This window comes from Rhodobacter sp. JA431, assembly GCF_900217725.1.
GTDB lineage: Bacteria > Pseudomonadota > Alphaproteobacteria > Rhodobacterales > Rhodobacteraceae > Rhodobacter > Rhodobacter aestuarii.
This window is the reverse complement of the sequence record NZ_OBMP01000003.1, coordinates 90,987-114,049: the sequence shown is the minus strand read 5'-3', so window position 1 is coordinate 114,049 and position 23,063 is coordinate 90,987. Positions and strand designations below refer to the sequence as shown.

22 protein-coding genes are annotated in these 23,063 nt (G+C 60.9%); 8 read left to right on the top strand and 14 right to left on the bottom strand.

The features are described from left to right. Window positions 1-52 precede the first annotated feature (52 nt). The gene (locus CRO18_RS07385) at window positions 53-292 is read left to right on the top strand and encodes an accessory factor UbiK family protein (RefSeq protein WP_097081654.1); all 240 of its coding nucleotides are present in this window, start codon (window positions 53-55) and stop codon (window positions 290-292) included. 93 nt (window positions 293-385) lie between these two features. Here the strand turns inward: CRO18_RS07385 and CRO18_RS07380 are convergent, their stop codons facing one another. Next, entirely contained in the window at window positions 386-688 is a 303-nt protein-coding gene (locus CRO18_RS07380; RefSeq protein WP_076485897.1) for a DUF6476 family protein, read from the bottom strand. Here CRO18_RS07380 and CRO18_RS07375 point away from each other — a divergent pair. From CRO18_RS07375 to CRO18_RS07365, 3 genes are all read left to right on the top strand, one after another. Then, window positions 678-1,721: an RluA family pseudouridine synthase gene (locus CRO18_RS07375; RefSeq protein ID WP_097081653.1), complete on the top strand. Its 1,044-nt coding sequence runs from the start codon at window positions 678-680 to the stop codon at window positions 1,719-1,721. The two genes, CRO18_RS07380 and CRO18_RS07375, sit on opposite strands and share 11 nt — an antisense overlap. Before the next feature lie 150 nt (window positions 1,722-1,871). Further along, window positions 1,872-2,771 (top strand): RNA polymerase sigma factor RpoH, encoded by a 900-nt coding sequence (gene rpoH / locus CRO18_RS07370; RefSeq protein ID WP_076485835.1) that lies wholly within the window; start codon window positions 1,872-1,874, stop codon window positions 2,769-2,771. A gap of 63 nt (window positions 2,772-2,834) precedes the next feature. Next, the gene (locus CRO18_RS07365) at window positions 2,835-3,806 is read left to right on the top strand and encodes a Gfo/Idh/MocA family protein (RefSeq protein ID WP_097081652.1); all 972 of its coding nucleotides are present in this window, start codon (window positions 2,835-2,837) and stop codon (window positions 3,804-3,806) included. Between the two features lie 70 nt (window positions 3,807-3,876). On the opposite strand, the gene CRO18_RS07360 is transcribed toward CRO18_RS07365, so the two are convergent. Next, window positions 3,877-4,377: an Lrp/AsnC family transcriptional regulator gene (locus CRO18_RS07360; protein WP_076485833.1), complete on the bottom strand. Its 501-nt coding sequence runs from the start codon at window positions 4,375-4,377 to the stop codon at window positions 3,877-3,879. A gap of 183 nt (window positions 4,378-4,560) precedes the next feature. Here CRO18_RS07360 and trxB point away from each other — a divergent pair, with 183 nt between their 5' ends. Further along, window positions 4,561-5,511 carry a thioredoxin-disulfide reductase gene (trxB, locus tag CRO18_RS07355; protein WP_097081651.1) on the top strand — a complete coding sequence of 317 codons (951 nt, stop codon included), beginning with the start codon at window positions 4,561-4,563 and terminating at the stop codon, window positions 5,509-5,511. Between the two features lie 23 nt (window positions 5,512-5,534). On the opposite strand, the gene gnd is transcribed toward trxB, so the two are convergent. Continuing rightward, window positions 5,535-6,545, bottom strand: coding sequence for a phosphogluconate dehydrogenase (NAD(+)-dependent, decarboxylating) (gene gnd / locus CRO18_RS07350; RefSeq protein ID WP_097081905.1), 1,011 nt, complete (start codon window positions 6,543-6,545; stop codon window positions 5,535-5,537). A gap of 272 nt (window positions 6,546-6,817) precedes the next feature. Between gnd and CRO18_RS07345 the strand changes: the two genes are divergently transcribed. Continuing rightward, window positions 6,818-8,998 (top strand): mechanosensitive ion channel domain-containing protein, encoded by a 2,181-nt coding sequence (locus tag CRO18_RS07345; RefSeq protein ID WP_097081650.1) that lies wholly within the window; start codon window positions 6,818-6,820, stop codon window positions 8,996-8,998. A gap of 6 nt (window positions 8,999-9,004) precedes the next feature. Here CRO18_RS07345 and CRO18_RS07340 read toward each other — a convergent pair whose 3' ends face one another. The 8 genes from CRO18_RS07340 to CRO18_RS07305 all read right to left on the bottom strand — a co-directional run bounded on the left by CRO18_RS07340 (window position 9,005) and on the right by CRO18_RS07305 (window position 18,080). Then, the gene (locus tag CRO18_RS07340) at window positions 9,005-10,240 is read right to left on the bottom strand and encodes a TIGR02270 family protein (protein ID WP_097081649.1); all 1,236 of its coding nucleotides are present in this window, start codon (window positions 10,238-10,240) and stop codon (window positions 9,005-9,007) included. Window positions 10,241-10,242: 2 nt separating this feature from the next. Continuing rightward, window positions 10,243-10,497, bottom strand: a complete 255-nt coding sequence (locus CRO18_RS07335) for a hypothetical protein (protein ID WP_212710076.1) — start codon at window positions 10,495-10,497, stop codon at window positions 10,243-10,245. 265 nt (window positions 10,498-10,762) lie between these two features. Continuing rightward, entirely contained in the window at window positions 10,763-11,695 is a 933-nt protein-coding gene (locus CRO18_RS07330) for a hypothetical protein (RefSeq protein WP_097081648.1), read from the bottom strand. Then, complete coding sequence (locus CRO18_RS07325) at window positions 11,692-12,765, bottom strand: PAAR-like domain-containing protein (protein ID WP_076485827.1); 1,074 nt, start codon at window positions 12,763-12,765, stop codon at window positions 11,692-11,694. Before CRO18_RS07325 ends, CRO18_RS07330 begins: the two co-directional genes overlap by 4 nt. A gap of 16 nt (window positions 12,766-12,781) precedes the next feature. Then, window positions 12,782-13,780, bottom strand: coding sequence for a 3-oxoacyl-ACP synthase (locus CRO18_RS07320; protein WP_097081647.1), 999 nt, complete (start codon window positions 13,778-13,780; stop codon window positions 12,782-12,784). Continuing rightward, complete coding sequence (locus tag CRO18_RS07315; RefSeq protein ID WP_097081646.1) at window positions 13,777-14,886, bottom strand: DUF2169 domain-containing protein; 1,110 nt, start codon at window positions 14,884-14,886, stop codon at window positions 13,777-13,779. The genes CRO18_RS07320 and CRO18_RS07315 overlap by 4 nt, the downstream gene beginning before the upstream one ends. Window positions 14,887-14,998: 112 nt before the next feature. Further along, window positions 14,999-17,086, bottom strand: a complete 2,088-nt coding sequence (locus CRO18_RS07310) for a type VI secretion system Vgr family protein (RefSeq protein WP_097081645.1) — start codon at window positions 17,084-17,086, stop codon at window positions 14,999-15,001. A 136-nt stretch (window positions 17,087-17,222) separates the two neighbouring features. Further along, window positions 17,223-18,080 carry a shikimate dehydrogenase gene (locus CRO18_RS07305; RefSeq protein WP_097081644.1) on the bottom strand — a complete coding sequence of 286 codons (858 nt, stop codon included), beginning with the start codon at window positions 18,078-18,080 and terminating at the stop codon, window positions 17,223-17,225. Window positions 18,081-18,316: 236 nt separating this feature from the next. Between CRO18_RS07305 and aroQ the strand changes: the two genes are divergently transcribed. After that, the gene (aroQ, locus tag CRO18_RS07300; RefSeq protein WP_097081643.1) at window positions 18,317-18,757 is read left to right on the top strand and encodes a type II 3-dehydroquinate dehydratase; all 441 of its coding nucleotides are present in this window, start codon (window positions 18,317-18,319) and stop codon (window positions 18,755-18,757) included. A 4-nt stretch (window positions 18,758-18,761) separates the two neighbouring features. Continuing rightward, window positions 18,762-19,676, top strand: a complete 915-nt coding sequence (locus CRO18_RS07295) for an AEC family transporter (protein WP_097081642.1) — start codon at window positions 18,762-18,764, stop codon at window positions 19,674-19,676. A gap of 7 nt (window positions 19,677-19,683) precedes the next feature. On the opposite strand, the gene CRO18_RS07290 is transcribed toward CRO18_RS07295, so the two are convergent. The 3 genes from CRO18_RS07290 to CRO18_RS07280 form a co-directional block, all read right to left on the bottom strand. Further along, complete coding sequence (locus tag CRO18_RS07290; protein WP_097081641.1) at window positions 19,684-20,907, bottom strand: CaiB/BaiF CoA-transferase family protein; 1,224 nt, start codon at window positions 20,905-20,907, stop codon at window positions 19,684-19,686. Between the two features lie 126 nt (window positions 20,908-21,033). Continuing rightward, a complete protein-coding gene (locus CRO18_RS07285) occupies window positions 21,034-22,074 on the bottom strand; it encodes a LacI family DNA-binding transcriptional regulator (protein ID WP_170952594.1) in 1,041 nt (346 codons plus the stop codon). Between the two features lie 54 nt (window positions 22,075-22,128). Beyond that, a complete protein-coding gene (locus CRO18_RS07280) occupies window positions 22,129-23,028 on the bottom strand; it encodes a LysR family transcriptional regulator (protein WP_076485819.1) in 900 nt (299 codons plus the stop codon). Window positions 23,029-23,063: the final 35 nt, after the last annotated feature.

The window sequence follows — 23,063 nt, the reverse complement described above, 5'->3', positions numbered from 1 at the left end:
ACCATATAGGGGGCAAGTCGGGCCAAGTCCCGGGGTGCAGAAGGGAAACGCGATGGAAGCTCCGAACAAGATTTTCGACGAGATGTCGAAGCTGATGACCAATGCGATGGGTGTGGCGCAAGGTGCCAAGACCGAAGCCGAAACCGCGATGAAAAGCTGGATGGACCGCTGGCTGGCCGAGCGCGATTTTGTGACCCGCGAAGAGTTTGACGCTGTCAAAGCGATGGCGATCAAAGCGCGCGAAGAAAACGAAGTGCTCAAAGCCCGCCTCGACGCGCTCGAAGCGAAGTAAATCAGGCGTGCCGCTGCCGGGCGGTAAAGCCAAACATAAAAGCGCCTCCGCTCCACGCGTGAGGCGCTTTTCTTTTGGCCAAGGCGAAAGCCGTTATTGCAGCGGCACGTCCTGTACCAAAGCGCCATCCGGGCGATAGACAAGCACTCGGCCCGTGTCGCTCACCACCACCGTGAAGCCTTTGCCAAAGGTCACCGTCTCGGCCTTCACGCCTTCGGGCAGGGCAATCCGCGCGGGAAGTTCTGGCAAGACCGGCCCTTTCGGCAGCCGCGTGACAAGCAGCCCGATGATCGTTACAAGGCCCACGATCATCACACCCGCCAAGGTGGTGGTTAGCAGTTTCAGAAACCTCACCTCGGGCGGCGGGGCCGGATCGGAAGGCATCATGTCGGACATCGCGTCGCAGCTCCTGCACATCGAAATCGGCGAAAACCCCGCCGACCGGCTTGATAAGGCATTGGCGGCCCTTGTGCCAGAAGAAGCCGCACTCTCGCGCTCGCGTCTTGCCAAGCTGATCGCGGAAGGCGCGGTGACCCGCGATGGCACGCCGGTGACTGAGATCAAAGCCAAGGTCGCCCCCGGCGAGATCTACACGATCGCATTAGAGCCCCCACGCGCGGTGGAAACGGTCGCGCAAGACATTCCGCTCACCGTGCTTTGGGAAGATGACGATCTGATCGTGATCGACAAACCCGCGGGCATGGTGGTGCATCCGGCACCGGGCTCCGAAGATGGCACCTTGGTCAATGCGCTGTTGCACCATTTTGGTGGCAATCTTTCGGGCATTGGTGGCGAGGCGCGGCCCGGCATTGTGCACCGGATCGACAAAGATACCTCTGGCCTGTTGGTGGTGGCAAAATCCGACCGCGCGCATCATGGGCTTGCCGCGCAGTTTGAAAAGCACACGGTGCACCGCCAATATAGCGCGCTGGTTTACGGCGTGCCTTCTGCCGCCGATCCGCGCCTGCGCGGGATTCGTGGCGTGAGTTTCGAGGGCGGAAATATCCTCAAGATCACCTCGCAACTCGCCCGACACCCCACGGACCGGCAACGCCAAGCAGTACTTTTCTCCGGCGGGCGTCATGCGGTGACCCGCGCGCGGGTGGTGGAAGAGTTTGCCGGCGTCGCGTCGCTCGTGGATTGCTGGCTGGAAACCGGGCGCACGCATCAAATTCGGGTGCATATGTCCCATATAGGCCACGGGCTGGTGGGCGACCCGACCTATGGCGGCAAGCGCAAACTGCCGGTGCGGATCATTGGCGAGGCGGCAGCGCAAGCCGTGGCCAGTTTCCCGCGCCAAGCGCTGCATGCGGCCACGCTGGGCTTCACCCATCCGGTGACGGGTGAAGAACTCAGCTTCACCTCCCCCCTGCCCGCTGATTTTGAAGCCTTGCAGGCCATTTTGCGCGCGGGGGCCCAGGCCCGCTAGGCTCACAGTTGCGTCAACGAAGCTTGCGATGCGGCGGAAACGGGTTCATGCTCCGTTCAGGTTCCTGTAAAGAAGGCCCCGCAGCCGCAAGCCCTTGAAAGGCGGGCCGTCTCGCCCCATTTATGGGGGCCGAAGGAGGAATGAGCACGCATGAGCACCTATGCCAACCTGCCAGCCCCCAGTCCCGAACAGGGTCTGAATCGCTATTTGCAGGAGATCCGGAAGTTTCCGCTTCTGGAACCGGAAGAGGAATACATGCTGGCAAAAGCTTGGGTTGACCACCAAGATTCCGCCTCTGCCCATAAGCTTGTGACCTCGCATTTGCGGCTCGCGGCAAAAATCGCGATGGGATACCGCGGCTATGGTCTGCCGCAGGCGGAAGTGATTTCTGAGGCCAATGTGGGCCTGATGCAGGCGGTGAAGCGCTTTGATCCGGAGCGCGGCTTCCGGCTCGCCACCTATGCGATGTGGTGGATCCGCGCCGCGATTCAGGAATATATCCTGCGGTCTTGGAGCTTGGTGAAACTTGGCACCACCTCCGCGCAAAAGAAGCTGTTTTTCAACCTGCGCAAGGCCAAATCCAAAATTGGCGCGCTGGAAGATGGCGATCTGCGCCCTGATACGGTCGCCCAAATCGCCAAAGACCTGAATGTCACCGAGGCCGACGTGGTGGAGATGAACCGCCGCCTCGCGGGTTCGGATGCCTCGCTCAATGCGCAAATCGGCTCGTCCGATGGCGAAAGCGCGACGCAATGGCAAGATTGGCTGGAGGATGAAACCGCCGACCAAGCCGAAGCCTATGCCGAAGCTGATGAGCTAGAGGCGCGCCGCGCAATGTTGGTTGCGGCGATGGATGTGCTCAACGAGCGCGAGCGTGATATCTTGATGGCGCGGCGGCTGCGTGATGACCCGGTGACGCTGGAAGAACTTTCCGGCCAATATGAGGTTAGCCGCGAACGCATCCGCCAGATTGAGGTGCGCGCCTTTGAAAAGCTGCAAGGCCGGATGAAAGCGCTCGCCAAAGAAAAGGGCATGCCGCTCAGCGACTAAGCGCCCTTGCCGCCCCCCATGCCCCGGCCTAGCTTTCGGGAAACATGAAGACAGGAGGGCGCGATGGAGCCGATGAATTGGGGCATTCTGGGCGCGGCGAATTTTGCCGCCGAACATATGGGGCCCGCGATCCACGCCGCCAAAGGCGCGCGGCTTGCGGCCCTTGCCACCTCCTCGCCTGAAAAAGCCGCCCGATTTGAAGCCTTCGCACCGGGGCTGGCGGTTCATAGCAACTACGACGCGCTGCTCGCTGACCCTAGCATTGAGGCGGTCTATATTCCGCTGCCCAACACGCTGCATATCGAATGGGGCCTCAAGGCGCTCGCAGCAGGCAAACACGTGCTGATTGAAAAGCCGCTCGCGATGACCGCGGCAGAGATCGACCCGCTGATCGCCGCGCGCGATGCATCGGGCAAATTTGCGACCGAAGCCTATATGATCGTGCACCATCCCCAATGGCAGTTGGTGCGGCGCTGGCTTGATGAAGGGCGGATCGGGCAGTTGCGCCATGCCGATGTCGCTTTCACCTATGACAACCCAGACCCGAACAACATCCGCAACCGCGCCGATGTCGGCGGCGGCTCGATCCCGGATATCGGGGTTTATGCTTATTCCTCGGTTCGCTTTGCCGCCCGCGCTGAACCTGTGGAAATGAGTGCACTTATCAAACGCGAAAACGGGGTCGATACCTTCACCCAAGTGCGGGGGGAAATGGCGGGGCCTGGTGGCCAGTTCAGCTATGCCGCGCTCACCGCAACGCGCCTTTTTGCGCGCCAAGAGGTGACCTTCCATGGCGAGAGCGGGCGCATCACGCTGACCGCGCCCTTCAACGCCAATGTCTTTGGCGAGGCGCAGGTGCATTTGCACACGAAAACCACCACCGAGACCCATCGCTTCCCCGGTGTGAACCAATATGTGCTTCAGGTGGAAGCTTTCGTCGCCCATATCCGCGACGGAGCATCCTATCCGTGGATGCTGGAAGACGCGCAAAAAGGCCAAGCGATGATCGACATGGTCCGCGCGGGAGAAGTTTGACAGCCAAATAAAAAGGGCCTCCAAAGCGGGGCCCTTCGACTTTGTTCGTATATCCCGAGATGAAAGCGGCTTATGCCAGCTTGGCCAACCGCTCTTCAAGCACGTCAAAGGGCACGCCCGGCTCATCTTTCGCGCAGCGGATCACCAGAGAGGTTTTCACGCTCGCCACATTGTCGGCCGCCGTCAATTCACCGGTCAGGAAGTTTTGGAAGGTGCTTAGATCGGGGGCCGCGCATTTCAGCACGAAATCAATCTCACCATTGAGCATGTGGCACTCGCGCACCAAGGGCCAAGCCCGACAGCGCGCTTCAAAGGCGCTCAGATCCGCTTCGGCTTGGCTGTGCAGCCGCACCATTGCAAAGACCTGCACTTCAAAGCCCAATTCGCGCGGGTTCACATCGGCATGATAGCCGCGAATGTAGCCTGCCTCTTCCAAGGTCCGGACCCGGCGCAAACACGGCGGCGCAGAAATCCCCACCCTTTTGGCCAGTTCCACGTTGGTCATGCGCCCATCAGCCTGAAGCTCGGCCAGAATCTTCCGGTCGATCTCGTCGAGCTTGCTCGTGCCCATGGTTTCCCTCCTTGGTTGTGCGAACCTTATCGAGTGGCGCCTTTGGGCGCAATATTGTTTCGCGCGCGCAGGCGCAAGCGCAATCGGCACTTGCGGCCCCGCAAACCACATCGCAAACCCCCGGGGGCTTTCACAAAGGGCGCCTGCCGCTTATATGAGCGCAGACAAACAAAGGAGCGGATCATGGGCGAGACGAAGCGGACGAAGGTGCTGATCATTGGCTCCGGCCCTGCAGGATATACCGCAGCGGTCTATGCCTCGCGCGCGATGCTGAACCCGGTTTTGGTGCAAGGGATGCAGCCCGGCGGGCAGCTGACCATCACCACCGAAGTGGAAAACTGGCCCGGTCGCACCGAGGTGCAAGGCCCCGATTTGATGATGCAGATGGAAGAACATGCCCGCGCGATGGGGGCTGAGGTGATTTCTGATCTGATCACCTCGCTTGATCTGGGCAACCGTCCGTTCACCGCTGTGGGCGATTCGGGCACGGAATATGTCGCCGATTCGGTGATTCTGGCGACCGGGGCGCAGGCGCGCTGGCTGGGCCTTCCCTCCGAACAAAAGTTCCAAGGCTTTGGCGTTTCCGCCTGTGCGACCTGTGACGGCTTCTTCTATCGCGGCAAAGAGGTGGTCGTCGTGGGCGGCGGCAATGCCGCTGTGGAAGAGGCGATGTTCTTGACCAATTTCGCCACCAAAGTGACGGTGATCCACCGCCGCGACAGCTTCCGTGCAGAAAAGATTTTGATCGAGCGCCTGATGAAGAACCCCAAGATCGAAGTGGTCTGGGACAGCGTCGTCGAAGAAGTGATGGGCAACGAGGCGCCCTTGGGCGTCACCGGGTGCCGGGTGAAAAACGTCAAAACCGGAGCCGAAAGCGAGATCGCTTGCGACGGCTTCTTTGTGGCAATTGGCCATGCCCCGGCGTCTGAACTGGTGAAAGACCAGCTAGAGTTGCATCACGGCGGCTATGTGAAGGTGGAGCCGGGCACCACCCGCACCTCGATCCCCGGTGTGTTTGCGGCGGGCGATTTGACAGACCATGTCTATCGCCAAGCCGTGACCTCGGCGGGCATGGGCTGCATGGCCGCGCTGGATGCCGAGCGTTGGCTCGCGGCCGAAGGTCTGGCCGAGTAAGCCGCAACACCACAACCGGCGCGCTACTGTGCGCCGGTCTTCTCCAAATGCCCGCCAAAGGCATAGCGCATCGCCGAAAGCACCTTATTGGCGAATTCATCCTCGCCGCGCGAGGCAAAGCGCGAAAACAGCGCCGATGACAGAACCGGCACCGGAACGCCAGTTTCCACCGCCGCCTGCACCGTCCAGCGCCCCTCGCCCGAATCCGATACATGCCCCGCGAAGCGTTCAAGCTTTGGTTCGTGTTTGAGCGCCTGCGCGGTCAGATCCAAAAGCCAAGACCCGATCACGCTCGAATGCCGCCACACCTCGGTGACCGCCGCCAGATCAATATCAAAGCGGTAGTATTCCGGGTTAGAAAGCGGCGATGTTTCGGCATCCGCTTCCCGGTTCGCAGCCCCATCATTGGCCGCCGCCAGAACATTCAGCCCCTCGGCATAGGCGGCCATCACGCCATATTCGATGCCATTGTGGACCATTTTCACGAAATGCCCCGCCCCAGTCGGCCCACAATGCAAATAACCGAGCGGCGCAGTGCCAGTGGCTGGGTCATGCGCCTGCCCCGTTTCATCGCCCGGCGCGAGGGCCGCAAAAATCGGGTCGAGCCGCTCAACAGCCCCTTTTGGCCCACCAATCATCAAACAATAGCCGCGCTCCCGCCCCCAAACGCCGCCGCTGGTGCCGGTATCAATCACTTCAATCCCTTGCGGGGCCAGTTCTGCGGCCAGATCGACAGCATCGCGGTAGAAGGAATTGCCACCATCAATCACCACATCGCCGCGGTCCATCAGGCTCGCCAAGTCCCGCGCGACTTTGCCGGTGATAGCCGCCGGCAGCATCAGCCAAATCGCCCGCGGCGGGGTCAGCTGCGCCACCAGATCGGCCATGCTTTCGGCGCCAGTTGCACCCTCGGCCACCAGTTTTTCAACGGCGCTCGCATCAAGGTCATAGACAACGCAGTCCTGCCCTTTGGCCTGCAAGCGGCGCACCATATTGGCCCCCATCCGGCCCAGACCGATCATTCCCAATTGCATCTGCATCTCCTTCTTTTTGCGCTGCCGCACAGATCGCTTCGTTTCCCAAGGAAGAACGCACAGACGCACAAAACGATCCCTAGATCCGGACACTCTCCAGAAAACACGGAACTTGCTGCGATGCGGCGCGTTGGGAATTGAGACCTCGGCTGGCATGCGAGGTGGTTTGCCGCAGGGAAAGGGGCTGACGGCGCCCAATTGCTTGGCCATGCTGACAGAAGCGGCGCGCAGAACCGCCGCAATACGAAAAACTTGCGAAAAGAGGGCCAAGAATGAAGACATTGCGCACCCTGCCTGCCCTAAGCAGCCTTGCGCTGATCGTGACACTGGCGCTGCCCACCTTGGCCCAAAATACGGTGGAGCCCGCCGCGCCGACCCAAAGCACCGAAGTTGAGGCCGCGGCATCTTCTGACAAAACGACGGAGAGCGCCGCGACACCGACCACGCAGGAGGTCGCAACCCCTGCCGTGGAGGAGGCGCCGGTCACATCGGCGCCACTCGCCTCCCAAGCGCTTGATATCGGCACCGGCTTTGGCCATGACCTTGCCGCGACCCTGCGCGAGCAGATGGCGGCGCTCGCGCGCGAATTATCGCGGATTTCCAGCGCAGATTCCCTTAGCGAACTGACCTCGCGGATTTGGAATGGCCTTGCCGGAGCAGAGCTGGCCTCGCTTTTCGCCAGTATTGTGGTGACCGTGGGCACCTCGCTTGCGCTTAGCGCCCTCTTTGCGCGCTGGCGCAAGCGCCCTATTGCCCAGCGCGGAACGCTTGCGAAGGTGCAAGGCACACTGGTCGCCACGCTCTTTCGGCTTGTGAACCTTGGCGTGGCTTGGGCGGTGGGCCTGACTGTAGCGAGCTGGCTTTCAGCCCTAACAGGGCAGCTTTTCATCCTGCAAACGCTCTATCTGTCTGCCTTTGCGCTGTTTGGGCTGAGCCGGATCGTGCTCGCCCTTGTCGCCAGCCCCGAAGCCGAAAGCGGGCGCAGTCTGTCTTGGGTCGCCCCACCGCTTCAACGCGCAATCTATCAAAGCGCGGTGGTGCCTATTGGGATCACCGTGCAGGGGATGATGTTTGTCGCGCCGGGCCTGCGCGAAATCGCGGGCCTTGCCGTCTTGCGGCCAACCCGCGTGTTGGTGGCAACGCTCGCGCTGATGGCAGCGCTTTGGGGCATTCAGCGCGTTGTCAAAGCCGCCTGCGCGCATCGTGCCACCGACCTGCGGCCTGACCCTGCCGCGCCAGCCACCCCAGATCTGTCGCGCAGCGCCGCAGCGCTTCTCACCCGCTCCCCCGGGCTTTGGGCTTGGCCCGCGCGCGTGGCTGCGCTTTACGCATGGCTCGTCACCATCACCATGCCCGCTTTGGCGGGGCAGATCGTGCTGGCCGGGCTTGGCGGCACGGTTGTCGCCCTGATCCTTGTGGCGGCAGCGCTTGAGCTTTGGGACAGAAGCGGTCTTTCCGCGATGATGGCCGCGCAAAACGGCGCGTTTCAAACCCTGCCAGAAACGCCCCCAGCCACCACACCCTTGCTGCAAGCGCTTGGCGCAATTGCAAGTGCAGGGCTGATGACCTTTGCCGTTGTTGCCCTTCTGGCGGGTTGGGGGGTGATTGACCTCTTCGCCTTGGTCAGCAGCGCCGCGGTAAAAGGAGCCTTTTGGCGCGTGGCCTCTGCGTTTTTGGTTTTGGCAGGCGCCACCGCGCTATGGTTTGCGGTCTCCAATCTCTTTGACCGCTGGCTGATGGCCGCCCTTCCCGGACGGCGTGAATATAACCGCCGCCGCACGCTTTTGCGCCTTTTCCGCAATGCTTTTGGGCTCGCGGTGGTGATTATCTCGGTGATGCTGGCGCTCTCCCAACTTGGGCTTGATGTGGCACCGCTCCTCGCCGGGGCTGGCGTTGTCGGCATTGCCGTCGGCTTTGGTGCACAAAAACTGGTGCAAGACATCATCACCGGCATTTTCATCCAGATCGAAAACGCCGTGAACGAAGGCGATGTCGTGGAAGTGGCCGGGCTTTCGGGCGGGGTTGAACGGGTTTCGATCCGATCCATCCGGCTGCGCGCGCTAGATGGTACGCTGCATATTGTGCCGTTTTCCTCGGTCACGACCGTGTCGAACATGACCCGCGATTTCTCGGCCCATGTCGCGGAATTCGCGATTGCTGCCGAGGAAGATGTGGCGGCGGTGCACGACTCCTTGCAAGAGGCTTTTGCTCAACTCAAAGCCTCCGATCTTGGGGCCGATCTACGCGGAGACGTCGATCTTCAAGGGATCGTGGGCATGTCGGATGGGTTCTACACCTACCGCGCGCTTTTGCGCACCGCTCCGGCGGCCCAATGGGCTGTCGGGCGGCGGTTCACGCAACTTGCCCGCGCCAGTTTGGCGGCGCGTGGGATTGCAAGCCCGCCAGCGCCACGCCGGATGCTCTTGGGCAATACCGCCACTTCAGCGGAATAGAGCCAATCAGCCAAGTACCAAAGGTTCACGCGCCCGCCAATTCGGGAGCACGGACCCAGGCTTGGCCAAAACTTGCGCCAGCGCCGCAATGCGCCGGTGGCGCTGCGTTCCCTTCGCAAAAGCCTCCCCCAAGCCCGCCTCTGAAACGGGTTGGCCCAGAAAATAGCGGCCATCGGCGGCATAGCGCCCGCTTTCCCCCGCCCACCATTCGGCCACCAGATCGGGCTCTGGCCAAGGCAGATCCTCGTCCGGATCAAGCGCAACCATCTCGTCTTCGGGGTCATCATTGGGCCCCTCATCGAAGTCTTCTGGAGCGCTTCCCTCCAGATCCAGTGCTGCCAAATCTACGCCCGTGATCAGGCTCAAGCTTTCGCCGGCGCGGCGCGCCAATTTTGGGTCACGCATCGCCTCAATGAGCCACGGCACCTGTGCGGGCAGGCCCATCAAGCCAATCGCCAACGCCACGGTTTCGGCCTCCTCAAAGCCCAGACCTGCAAGCCAGTTTTGCGCAACGTCCATGGGACTTGCGAGCACCGCCAATTCCAAAGCAGTTCGCGCGCGCGCACCGGGCCCAACCGCAAGGCTACGCAGCGCATCAAGCGGGCGCCCGCGCTCGCCCAACAGAACCGCCGCGCGGATCAGTTCAAACGCTACCTCCGGCGCGAACTCCTTGCTGGGGCGAATAAGCGGCACAAGATCGCTGCGCCCCGTCACCCCGGCCAATTTGGCCGCCTGTGCACGCACCATTGGCACCGGGTCTTGCAGAAGCGTTTCAAGCGGCGCCTCGATTGCGCCGCGATGCACCGATGCAATGGCAAGCCCCAACGCCCGCACTGTGGCGCGCATATCTTCCAGAAGCGCAGGAACATGGGCCCCCATCTGCTCCGAGGTCAGCCAGCCCGAGGCGGAGGCAACCGCACGACGCAACGCCCCGGTGCCGTCGATTGCCACGGCATCCACCACTTGCGCGATGGCGGCCTCATCGCCCGTTTCAAAGGCGCACACGGCCAGCGCAAACGCCTCTCCCGGCTCTTGGCTCGCGTCAAAAGCCGCCTGTGCAATTTCAAGCCCCACAGCCCCCGCCACACGAAGGCCGTCCAGATTGGCCTCAATCCGTTCATCAAGGCGCGAGAGGAATTTCCGGTCATAATGCGGCGCATCAACCGCCAAGTCACGCCGCAGCCAGTGGATCGCCACTTCCTCGGCATGAACTTCAACCATCAGCGGGATATGCGCAGCCATGGTCAATTGAGCTGCACGGAACCGCCCTTGATCCGGTTCATCCCCGAAGAGCGGCTGGAAATATAGGTGCCCCGCAACACGATCTTGCCCGCACGGGTGAGCGTGATGGAAGCCTTGCCACAGCGCAAAACAATCTCCCGCTCGCCCGTGATCTCAAGCCGTTCTTCGCGGCCATCAACCTCGGCCGACACGGGCGTGCCACTGAGGTTGGGGGGGGGCGAAGGTACGAGCGGAGCCACGATTTTTCCGAGGATCACTGGTTGCAGCCCTCCCGAGCCCCCCGCGAGACTAAACGACACTGCAACCCGACACCCGACATCGCCGATCCCCAACGAGACAAGTGCGAGCGCAGGGCGTGGGTGTGGCACCCCTTCACATATGATACATGGCGTTCCATCCGCCTCAAACGCAGCCAGTTGCGCAAGGTGGATGGTGCTAGGCTGTGCTGGCACATCCGACGTGGCGGGGGCCGGAATTGGTTTGTGTTTGGTCATCTAAACTCTCCTTGTCCCGCGAAACATCTCAGATGATCGGTGCTTCAAGATCTGTCCAAGATTCGCCGTCGAACCAGACGACCTGCTGGTCCCCAATTAACAGGAGTTTGCCAGCATTGGCGTCTAATGCCGAAACATCTTCAATCATCCCTTTCGGCAGGTCGACCGCGACCACCGCACCGTCTTCGATGGTGAATAGCCCTCCAGTTTCTGCGGCAAGATACAGCTTGCCCTTAAATTCCGCTATGTCCCAAAAATTCGCTTCGGTCGCGTCATTTGGCACGATGTCCCAGGTATCATCGCGCCCGATCAAAACAACACCGGCACCGCCACATACGACTGCACGACCATCTTCGAGCATTTTCACGCCAGTTAAATTGACGTTGGTAGGCACCTCGCGCCGAACCCATTTCTTGCGCTTGGTCCAAAGATCTCCCTGCATCCCAACCGCAACCAAATTATCCGGCCAAGTACCATCGAGCCCCAGAAAACCCGCGACCTCATCCTCATCGTCGGTCACGAAAACCCCTGAGTCGGCACGCACCCATCTCATCGCACGCAGATCAGAGCGATAGACCTGACGCCGCATTCCATAACACAGCAGCGTATTTCCTAACTTCGACAAACCCTTAATAGCCCGTAGATCATTAGGGCCATTGTCGGTTGGGTCCACTTGAGCGTAATCCGCATCTTCTGGAATAGACCTGATCACTTCACCGTCAGGGGCGACAGAGATCAGGGTTGGCCCGTCTTCCGTATCAAAACTGCGGATATCGGCGATCAGATTGTCAACGTAGGACTTTGTCCATTCTCCAGTGTAATAGAAGAATAGGTACATGCGCTTTTCCAGCGCCTCCTCGATATCGTCACGCACCGCAGTCAGCACCAGTGACTGACCATCATCATCGATACGCCCGCCAGTGAAATGATATTCTGCCTTTTCCCCAGAATCATCGCTCATTTCTTCGGCCGTCCTCCATGTTTTTTCTCGTAATCGGGTCGCGTGGCCTTTTCGATTGCCTGCTTGTGCGGTTTATTCAAAGGCCGATCGCGATCCGCGCCATAAAAATCATCCAACTGGGATTCGAGACATCCACGCGTGCAATTGCGTCCGAAAGCATGCGCATGTGCAATCAACGTAGCGCGCCGTGCTGCACCGTAGTTCCAACCACCATTGGGTTTATCTGCCTTGTATCGCTTTCCCCCTTTCATGAAGGATTCTTCATAAACCCCTTGGACACTATGGAATATCCCATGTTCTTTCTTGGTCCGACCATTGTTCACACAAACACAAGGGGCTTCCTTGTAACCGTTCGGCTGCGCAGATTTCTGCGCCATCGGAAAATTTGAGTTTCCCTTTACCCAATGATCCTCGATCATATGGTGCCCCGTGTTATTGGGCGCACAGCACATGGCTTTATCTTTCTTTTTAGGGACGAGGATGCAGGCCATTTTCTTGGCGCAATCCGGGGCCTCAGAGCAATCCAACCGTGGCAGCCCTGTCTTTGTTTTATACTTTTTTGCCTTCTTGCAGGCTTTCTTTGCGTCTTTGATGTCATCTTTACAGGGATGATCTTTATCCACCCGGCCCGGAGCACTCATGGAGTCCAAAAACATCCAAGGCGGCGTATTTGGGGGCGAGCCGTGGTTGTGCGTCGTCATATCAAGGTGGCGTACCGCGTTTTCCCCTTCGATCTTCACATCCATCGACCACGAGGTGAAATAGACTTTTCCGCGATTGACCGAGGAAACCACGCCCTTCTTCGCGGCAGAGCCCGCCTCATCCCCGGTGGATTTCTTGAAATAGCTGCGGTTCTTGAGCATGACCTCCTTTTTCGAGATCTTCACCGTGCGGCTGCCCTGCGTTGTGTCGGTGGTCATGCCCGTATTCGGATAAGGCACGGGAACACCGGGCGGCGTCGCGGGGCATTCCGGAGGCGTCATGCAAACATCGGGGAAAGCGCAGATGGACTTGCCAGACCCCGCCTTACACGAAAGCTCGCGTCCATTGGCAAAGACATTGTTGCTCATGTCCTCCCTCCCCCCGCTAAGCCGCTTCGATCACAATGGCAGCGCGCCGGCCGCTGTCATCGGCCCCATGGTAAAGCGCGATTGGCCCTGGCGCATAGCCCTTGCGTGCCGCCGTAAGCGCCACCGCTAGGCCGATCGGCACCACAGCGGCGCCGGTGTGGCCCATACCATCGGCGAGCGTCCACACCTGCTCCGGGTCCCCTTTGCCTCGCCACAAACGCGTTTGCGCCAAGGTCGCCTCGCGGAAATAATATTGTTCGCCGGTTAGATCATTGATGCGATAGGAAATCTGGCCGTAGTCCAGCCCCGCCTCCCCAAGCGCCTGCCGCATCGCGGTGACCATCCCCTCGGCCCGCAAAGGTTGACCAGAATCCAGCGTGGCCTCTTCCACTCCGAAACCAATCCCGCGCACCAAAGGCCCACCTGTCGCGCCAAGCAGCACGGCAGCCCCCGCCTCGCCCGGCATAAACCCGGTCGGATTATTCTCGCTCAGCACCCGGCCCGCATGATCGTAGTGCCTCAAGGCGCCCGCCTCGAGCAGGCTATCCACCCCGGCGACAATCACCTCGGGCGTGCCCGAGGCAATCAGCGCACGAGCATCGCGTAGAGCAACAGCTCCGCCAACCTGCCCAAACGCGTAAGGGCGCAACATTTCCGGGCCGGGCAGATCAAGCGCCGCGATCAGCCCCTCGAGCAAAGCCTCGTCAAAGCCCGGACGGCGACCCGGACGGCGGGTTTCAGAAAGACAAAGAAGGATTGGAATTTCAGCGGCGGGACTGCGCGCCTGTGCAAAGCACTCCCGGATCGGCCCGGCGATTAGGTCCACCAACCGCGCCGTGCCGCGCAAAGGCTGCTCCAGCGGCACCTGCGCACCGAGCAGCCAATCGCCCCCCTGCGAAATGAACCGTGTCTCGGTAAAATTATCGAGCCGCGCGCGGAAGGCGGCACAGGCGGCCGGCGCGTTCAGCCCAATCGCGCTGCACATTCCGCAGCCCAAAAGCGCCAGCCCGCTCATTCGACCTCCTCCGCGGTTTTCTGAGCGACCAAGGCCCCGAGCGAAGGATAGTAAGCCTTGCCCAAAGCACGGGCGCGCCAATAGCTGCGGCTGCGCGGCCCAACGATGCAAGACGGCACTTCAAAAATATCGCGCGTAAGCGGCAGCGATGCCCGCCAAGTCAGGCTAAACTGCCGCGCGGCAGGGCGGATCACCACCGTATCCAGCATCGCCTGCGTGCTGACATCTGGCGCGCGGACGCGCACGAACAACACTGGCATTTCAGTGCTCGGAAGAGGAAAGGCCGTGTAACCCTCTGGCGTGAGGTTATGAAGCTCGACCAATTCGCCGCCGATTGGCGCAGGCATCTGCTGATCAGGTGGCGCGGCTTGGTGGTAGCGCGGGTCGAAATCGGCGGGCAAAAACGGAAAGACATTGTCGATCCAGTTTTGGTCATAGGTGCCGCCGTGGCGAAGACGCTCGGGCCAGCCGCGCCCAAGCGGGCCGAAACTCATCGGCGCGTGATGCTCCCACGGCAAGGTGACCGGGCGGCCCGGTTGTTCGGTATTGGGCAGCGGCTGACCATCCAGCAGGCTCCGATTGCCGGGCTGATGCCAGCCACGCCCGACCGGGTTTTTCGCGTAAGCTGGGGGCGGATCATCTTCCGGATCAAGCGCATCCACTCCGCCAAAAGCCCGGTCATAGGTGATGGGCATCAAGGTGAAGGGCGTCGCCTCGGAGATCGTGGGCCTTGCCCCCGCCTCTTGCCAAACCCGGTCCCCGACCACGTCAATCTGTTTGCTCAGGTTCCCAAGACGCAGCCCTGTTGGCACGCGCCGTGCCGGGCGCCCCCCCGGCGCATGGGCCACGGCCTCAACCAGCACATCGCAGTAGGGCTTACGCGGCGCAAAATCGGATTCGTCACGCGGTGAAGAAAAGCCGGGCGCGCCCCAAAACGTGTCCGCCGTGGCCAGCCCTTCGGGCACGTCAGCCAATGTGCAGGGCCGATCCGGCGCGGAAGGGAAAGCAAAGGTGCGCTTGATCACCACCACGACATTTTCGCGCCCGTCAGGGTCAAGCCCAAGGGTGAAGCCCGTCACCAACCCCGGTGAAGCATCAATCTGCATGACCCATGCCCCACGCCCCGGCACCAGCGCAGCACGCCAGATCGGTTCTTAACACCCGCGCTGAACTGCCTTTTGGTCTCAAATCCTGTCTCCGAAAATCGGGCGCGGCCCGCTAGTTTTGCAGCACTTTCGATCCTTTGACCGTCACGGTCGAACTGGCCTTCAGCACCATCTTGCCCTTGGCCGTAACGGTGGCATTGCCCGACCCGGTGACGGTGATGTTCTTGCCCGTCAGCGTGATCGTGCCGTCTTTTTTCATGATCAGTTGGCTCTTGCCGACGATCAGCGCCAATTCGTCGCCAACCACCACCGTCTTACTTTTGCCAACGGTTTCGCTCGCGCTTTTGCCGATGCTGACACTATGTGACGACCCAATCGATTCAATCGCATCATTGCTCACGACATAGGTCGAACCGGCCCCGATAGTTGTCGCCGAATCCGCCCCAATCGTAAGCGATGAAGCCGCCCCAATCGTTGTGGTCGCACTTGCGCCGACGGTCGTGGTCGTGTTGTTCCCGACCGTTAAAACCATGTCGTGGCCAATGGACTCGGTGTGATTGTTTGCGACGGTGATGGTCTTATCGTTGCCCACCGTGCTCGACTTATCATGGCCGATCTGCTCGGACTGATCATTGCCAACCGTCTTCGCCCGGTCATGGCCGATCTGGTGGGTTTCGTCGTTCTCGATCACCGTGTTGTGGTCTTTTTGCGCATGCATAAAGACCTCTTCACTGCCCGCCTCATCTTCAAAGCGGAATTCGTTATACCCACTGCCTTTATGGGTGTTGGATTTCCACGTGCTGACGGTTTTCTTGCCGGGCAGATCATAGGGCGGCGTGTTCGACCCATTATAAACGCAGCCAGTGACCAGCGGCTTATCCGGGTCACCTTCAAGGAATTCGACCACCACTTCCATGCCGATGCGCGGAATGATCATCCCCCCCCAGCCCGCGCCCGCCCAATTTTGGCTGACCCGGCAGCGCATCGAATATGCACCGTCCAGATCCCAGTGAAACTGCACCAAAATCCGGCCATGCTCGTCGCAGTCAATCTCTCCTTCGCCCACCACTTTCGCGGTTTGTGGCCCCTGCACCGAGGGAATAGGGCTGCGCAAAGGCGGTGCCAGCGGGCTTTTTTCGGGGATCAGCACATAAGCCCCCCGGAAGGCGACCTCGTCAGCATCTGCGCCGCCCGTGGCATAGCCTTCGCCGACAAAACGATGGTGCGCCGATAGGCAGATGTAGCTATCCCCCTGCCCCGGCACCTTCCCATTGCTGCCTTGCTCGCTCCCAAGCGTCACCCGGAGCCCACCCGCAAGCGTCACCACATCGCCCGAGGCGCGCACGCGCGCATCGCCGCCGCGTGCACGGTCTAGGCCCAGCCGCACCATCGCCCGCCCATCGCCTTGGCTCAGATAATCGCCGGGATAATCAAAGCTTTCAATCGAGCCTTCGGCATATTGCGCATCGCCCTGCTGCACGACTTCCATCGCCTGATTGGGCTTTTTGAACTCGTAATCCGTGAGCTTGATCGCGCCTGTGGTCAGGTTCCGTTCTGTTTCCCAACTCCAGAAATGTTCTTCATCAGATTGGTGATGCGCGTCAAAGCCAACATAGGCGCGCGTGCCAATCGTTTCATGGGCGCTCGGATCATCGGTCAGCACCATGCGGTGATTGCCGACTTCGTGGAGGAAATGAAAGCTGATCCCGAACCGCTCCATCTGGCGCCGCGCAAAGGCCAGATCACTCTCGCGATATTGCACGGTATATTCGAGCTCGGGATAGTTGCGCATCACCATAACATCGAGACCGCCATAATCGCCCAGCAACTCGCCAAGAATGTCGACGACGGTCATATTGTGGAAGATCCGCTGGTTGCGCCGGAGGCTCGCCAACCAAACACGCGGACGCAGCACCATCTCATAGCGGTGCCCGCCTTCGCCCGGGCCAATCCAGCGCGCACGAGTCACGATCCCATCGAAGGGGCGGTCCTCGTCGCCGTTTTCGATTTCCACCGTGGCATGCGTGCCAATCAGATCATCGAAGTTGATATCGGCATCGGTCGAGAGCGCTTCCACGCGATACTCGAACAGATCATTCAAATAGTCGGTGCCCTCGAAACGGAGCAAAACCAAAACATCGTCACCGAGCGCAGTTTTTAGACGCCCGAGCCGATCCGATTGACGCAGGTCGACTGTCATGAAACGGACCCCATCGTAAAAATGCTGGGTCCAGCATGCAGCATAAGGGCCAATCCGGCAAACCCGAATTGGCGCAAAGCGCCCGAACCTGCCCTAAAGGTCGGTTCGGGGCGGTGTTTTCAAGGCACCGAGGCGCTTAGCTGCCGCGTTGAATGATCTCACGCACCCATGCGGGCGCGGCAACGTGCTGGTCTGAGAAAATCTCGAACGCATCAATCCCTTGGTGGAAATAAAGTTCATAGCCCGACAGGAACTCTGCCCCGAGCGCCTCCACCTGCGCGCGGAACTGCGTGTTGATCGGCGTGTAAACCGCATCAAAGGCCCAACGCGGCGCGCCGGTCACGCCTTCGGGCAGAGGTGAGCCTTCACGCCCCACCATGCCGAGCGGCGTACAGTTCACCACCCCATCAAAACCGGACAGCTCCGCCGCGTTTTCCGCGCTGCCTGCGGTCACTTTCATCAAAGGCGCATGGCTGGCGAGGGCTGCCGCCAAGCTTTCGACCTTGGCCGGGTCCATATCGACCAGCACAAGTTCGGTCGCGTGCAGGTCGGCCAGCCCAAAAGCCACAGCACGGCCTACGCCGCCTGTGCCCAACAGCAGCACGCGCCCCGGCAGCACCGCGCCGAAGGTGGCGTGGTAAGCGGCCTTGAAGCCCGAGTGATCGGTATTGAACGCCAAAGGCCCCATCGGCGTGAATTTGACCGTGTTGGCCGCGCCCATCGCCGCCACCACAGGGTCGCCCGGTTGCACTTGGGCGGCGGCCTCTTCTTTGAACGGATAGGTGACATTCACCCCATCAAAGCCTTGCGCCGCGCAATCGGCCAACACCTCAGAAAAGCCTTTGCCGCGCTCTGCCGGGATGATCAGGTCATAAGTCACATTGCGGTTGAGCGAGAGCCCACAGGTCACATGCAGCGCGGGCGAACGGGTGGCAGTGATGTTGCCGCCAATCAGGCCGAGGCGCAAAGTGCGCGGCGAAGGTTGTTGCGTCATGAAGTCCGGTTCCGTTGGGCCGAGCATCGCGAAAGCGCGACGAGTCGGGGCGCGAAAGATGCGCCAATCTAGCCCGCGCCCCTCCCCCGAACCATGATTTTCAAAGCATACACATGCATTTAAGCGCATTTTTCGAGCAAAAAATTAACATCAACGCAGGGATGAATTTCGCAATTGCAATAGAACCCGCGCGCGCCGCAAGTTAGGGTTCGCCAAACCTTTGACGGGAGGCAAAATTGTCGAAGACCATCTTCATCCTGAACGGCCCCAACCTGAACCTGCTCGGCAAGCGCCAGCCCGAGATTTACGGCGCAGACACGCTTGACGACGTGGAAACTCGCTGCCGTGCGCTTGCGACAAGCCTTGGCTTTCAGATTGAGCTGTTTCAATCAAACCATGAAGGCGTGATCATCGACACGATCCACCGCGCCCGGGAAGAAGCCGCCGCGATCGTCATCAACCCCGGCGCGTTCACCCATACCTCGGTCGCCATCTTGGATGCGCTCAACGCCTATGACGGGCTGGTATTCGAATGCCACATCTCGAACGTGCATAAGCGCGAAAGCTTCCGCCACCACAGCTTTGTGTCGGGCCGCGCCGATGGGGTGATGGCGGGCTTTGGCGTTGAAGGCTACGAGCTTTGCGTGCGCCGCGCCTGCTCACTTTTGTCGAAATAAGCCCATGCTGACCGTCCTTGCTCTGCTGCTGCCCGTCTATCTGCTGGTGGCGGCAGGCTATGTGGTGGTGCGCACAAATTGGGTCGCGGGCGCAGAAATGGGCTCGCTTGGGCGACTGGTATTGCGGGTCTTCATCCCGGCGATGCTGTTTTACGCGCTGTCCAGCGCGCCTTTGCACGAAACGATCCGCCCCGGTTTCTTGGCGGCCTATGCGCTCGCCTCGGTCATCATGTGGGGCGGAACGCTTGCGCTTTCCAAAGCGCTTGGCAATGGTCGGACAGAGGCGGGGCTGGAGGCGATGGGCGCCTCTGTCTCGAACTCGGCCTATTTTGGCCTGCCCGTCGTCACCATGGTCTTCGGCCATGAATTGGCGCTGCGGGTCTTTGCGCTGAACCTACTGGTCGAAAACTTGGTCGTTTTGCCGCTGGCGATTGGCTACCTCGACACGGCGGGCGGGCGCATCAGTGCCAAAAGCTTACTGCGCACCACGGCGCGCAACCCGCTTCTGATCGCCTCGGTCGCGGGGCTTGCCTTTGGGGCAACGGGGTTGCCACTGCCCGAACCGCTTATCCGCACATTTGAGATGTTAGGGCCCGTCGCGGCTCCGGTGGCGCTTTTGGTGATTGGCGCGGCGGTCGCGGATTTGAAAGCCAGCGCGATTGCGGGCGGCGCACTGCGACTGATCCCGATCAAGCTGATTGTCTTCCCTGCCGTCACCGCCGCTTTGATGTTTGGTTTCGGGGTCGAGCCCACCATGGCCAAGGCGGGCATTTTGACCGCTGCCGTGCCGATGATGTCGAGCTTTGCGCTGTTCGGGCTCAACTATGGTCGCCCGCAACTTGCGGCAAGCGCGGTGATTTTCACCACCGCGGTCTCTTTCATCACGCTGACGGCGCTGATCACGCTGATGGGGGTCTAACCCCCCGTCAGTCGGCGCTGGTGTAAAGCGCCCCGCTTTCCAGCATCGCATCGACCTCGGCATCGGTGAAGCCAAGCTCAAGCGCCAAATCCCGGTTGTGTTCGCCCAGCCCCGGCGCGGCGACCGGCGTGCCGAGATCAAGGCCCGAGAATTTGAACGGCAGGTTCGGCACTTTCACCTTGCCCAGTTTCGGGTGATCTTGTTCCAGCACCATATTGCGCGCGGCCACCTGCGGGTCATTCGCCACTTCGGCAATGGTCTGAATGGGGGCCGCAGGCACGCCAGCCGCATCCAACGCGGCAAGGGCGGCGGCGCGGCTGGGTTGCGCGGCACACCATGCCCGCACCAGCACAATCGCCTCGGCATTGTGGTCATTGCGATTGGCCGCACCGTGGAAGCGGACATCGGCGGCAAGCGCCTCGCCCCCAATCAGATGCGCAAGCTTCAACCACGTATCATCGACCTGCGCGGCGATCACCAGATCGCCATCGGGCGCCGAAAAACAGCCATAAACCGTGGAATCGGGGAGGTTATCGCCAGTGCGCTTGGGCATTTCTGCGCCGTCTGACATCAGATAGCCTTGCAGCGCGTAGTCATGCATCGAGACCATGCAATCATAAAGCGCAAGGTCGACATGCTGGCCACGCCCGGTTTGCATCCGGCTGATGATCGCCGCCAAAACGGCGGTCGCCCCATGGCTGCCGGTATACATATCGGCCAAAGGCATCCGGAACAGCGGCGGCGGTGCGCCTTCGGTGCCCACAATCGACATCGCGCCCGACATCGCCTCGGCAATCAGCCCAAAGCCGGGGCGTTTCGACAAAGGCCCAGAATGCCCGAAGGCGGAGACAGAGGCATAAATCAGCCGCGGGTTCAGCTGAGAGAGCTCTTCATAGCCCAGCCCCAGCTTTTTCAGCGCGCCGGGGCGGTAGTTTTCGACGAAGACATCGGCCGTGGCGGCGAGGCGCTTCATCAATTCCACCGCTTGCGGCTGGCGCAGATCAAGGCATAGGCCCCGCTTGCCCATGTTCTGTTGCAGGAAATACCCCGAAACGCCCTCGCGCTGCGTGGGCGAAGCGCGGCCCGCATCGCCCGCACGCGGCCGCTCCACCTTGATCACATCAGCACCCAGCGCCGCCAATTGGCGCGACAGGAACGGCCCGGCAAGGAAGTGGCTGTAATCAATCACCTTAATGCCCTGAAGGGGCAGCGGCGCGGTGGGGTTGGTCATCGCGGGCTCCTTTTCTTGCGCCCTAGCTATAGGGCCGCCTGCGCCTTCCCAAGCGTTCCGAGCCAAGCCGAGGCCCGAACAAGCGGCAGCGCGTCTGATTTCCACCTCAAAACATCAATTGATGCATCATTCGCCATCAAGATCGCGGATATTCTCGCGCAAGATCAGTTCTGCCGGAATCGGGCGTAGATCGGGGGCCGTGCCGCGATGCTGCGCGATGACAGCCGCCACAGCCCGCGACGCGATCACCTGCATATCTTGATGGATCACGGCGGCCATGCGCCCCTCAATCAGCGCAGCGCGCGACAACGCCGTCAGGTTGAAGGTGACAAAGCACAGATCGCGCGCACGCCCGGCATCCGATAACGCACGCTCAATGCCCCGGTTGCCCGCCGCAAAGTTCACAATCCCCTCCAGCGCAGGAAAACGCTTCAAAAGCGTTGTGGCCAGGCGGAAGCATTCCTCGGGCGTGTCATTGGTCGAAAGCGTTTCGACCACCTCAATGGCAGGAAAGTCTTCGCGCAAGATCGAGCGCAGGCCCGCCTCGCGCTCTTCATGGCTGCGGTAGATCGCTTCGGAAAAGAAATAGGCGATTTTCCCTTTCTTCCCCATCATATTGCCCATGATCTGCCCCGCCAAGCGGCCCGCCGCCCGGTTATCAAGCCCGATATAGGGCAGGCCCGTCAGCCCTGGCAAAGTTGTCAGCACGCTGACCACGGGAACGCCCGCAGCGATCAATTTGCCAATCGCGTCACGCACCAGGGGATGTTCGACCGGCTGTACGATCACCCCCCCGGCGCCATCGCCCAAACAGGCCAACAAGGCCTCGGCCAAAGTGACCACATCGGTGCGTTTGACAAAATCGAGCCGCAGCGCCACCCCTTTTTGGCGCGCGGTCGCGCGCAGGCATCGGCCCAGATTGTCATTGGCAAACCCCGGCGGCCCACCGAGGAACGCGCGCAGCGCGAGCCCAGCCGGCGCGGGCTGCATCAGCTTTGGTCGTGCACCCGAGGCCGCCAATTCCCGCTCTGCCGCACGAACCTTTTCAACCGTGGCGCTCCGCACCCCCGGTCGGCCATTCAGCACCCGGTCAACGGTGGCGGTGCCCACCCCTGCCAAAAGGGCAATATCGGAAATGCGGGGCTTTTGCTTGTCGTGATCGCTCATGCGGGCAAGATGAGGCATCAAAACCGCGCCGTCCAGCCCGCCGTCGCGGAAGCTTTAACCTACCGTGGTCACGGCCCGCATTTCCGCGCGCAAAAGTTCAATCAGCTCTTCGGCAAAAATCGAACGCGGGGTTTCGCTGTTCACCACCGCATAGGTGCGGAAAGTGGTGGGTTCCTTCAGCGCGATCACCTTGAGCCCTTCTAGGTTCTGATCGGCCACCGAAAATTCGTCAATCAAGGCCACCCCGACCGCTTGGCGCACCAAGGCTTGCACAGTTTGGCCAAAGCGTGCCTCGATGATGAAATCCACCGGCAGCCCCGCATCTTTCAAAGGCCGCGCAACAATCGCCCCATATGGGTCCGACGGGGAAATCCCGATCATCGGGTTTTTCGCCAGATCATGGATCGAAACACGTGGCTCCTCGGCCAGTTCATGCCCTTCGGGCACCAAAGCCACCACCCGCCCGGTGCCCAAAGGCAGGCAGGTCAGCCCCGGATGGTCGATCTTGAAGCTATTGGCTACCAACTCGCCCTTGCGCAGCAAAAGATAGTCGATGCTCTCTTCGATCTTCGTTTGGTCGATGGTCATGCGCAGATCGGGGTAGCGTTCGCGCAGCCGCCGCACGGCATAGGGCAGGACGCGCTGCGCAATCGAGGGCACAGAGGCAAAAGCAAACACCCGGCTTTCGCCGCGCTTGAGCATATCAATCGAGCTTTGCAGGTTCTCCACCTTGGCGAAGACCTCGTTGATCTGAGAAAAGATCCCCCGCGCCTCTTCGGTTGGTGCGAAACGCCCATGCGCGCGTGAAAAAAGCCGCAGCCCCAATTGGCTTTCGGTGTGCTTCATCACCCGGCTAATGCCCGGCGCAGACACGCCCAGCAAATCCGCCGCGCCCTTGACCGTTCCGGTAATCAAGATGGCCCGGATCACCTCAATTTGCCGCAATGTCAGCATGGGACCTCCCTATCACGCGCACAGAAATTAACATC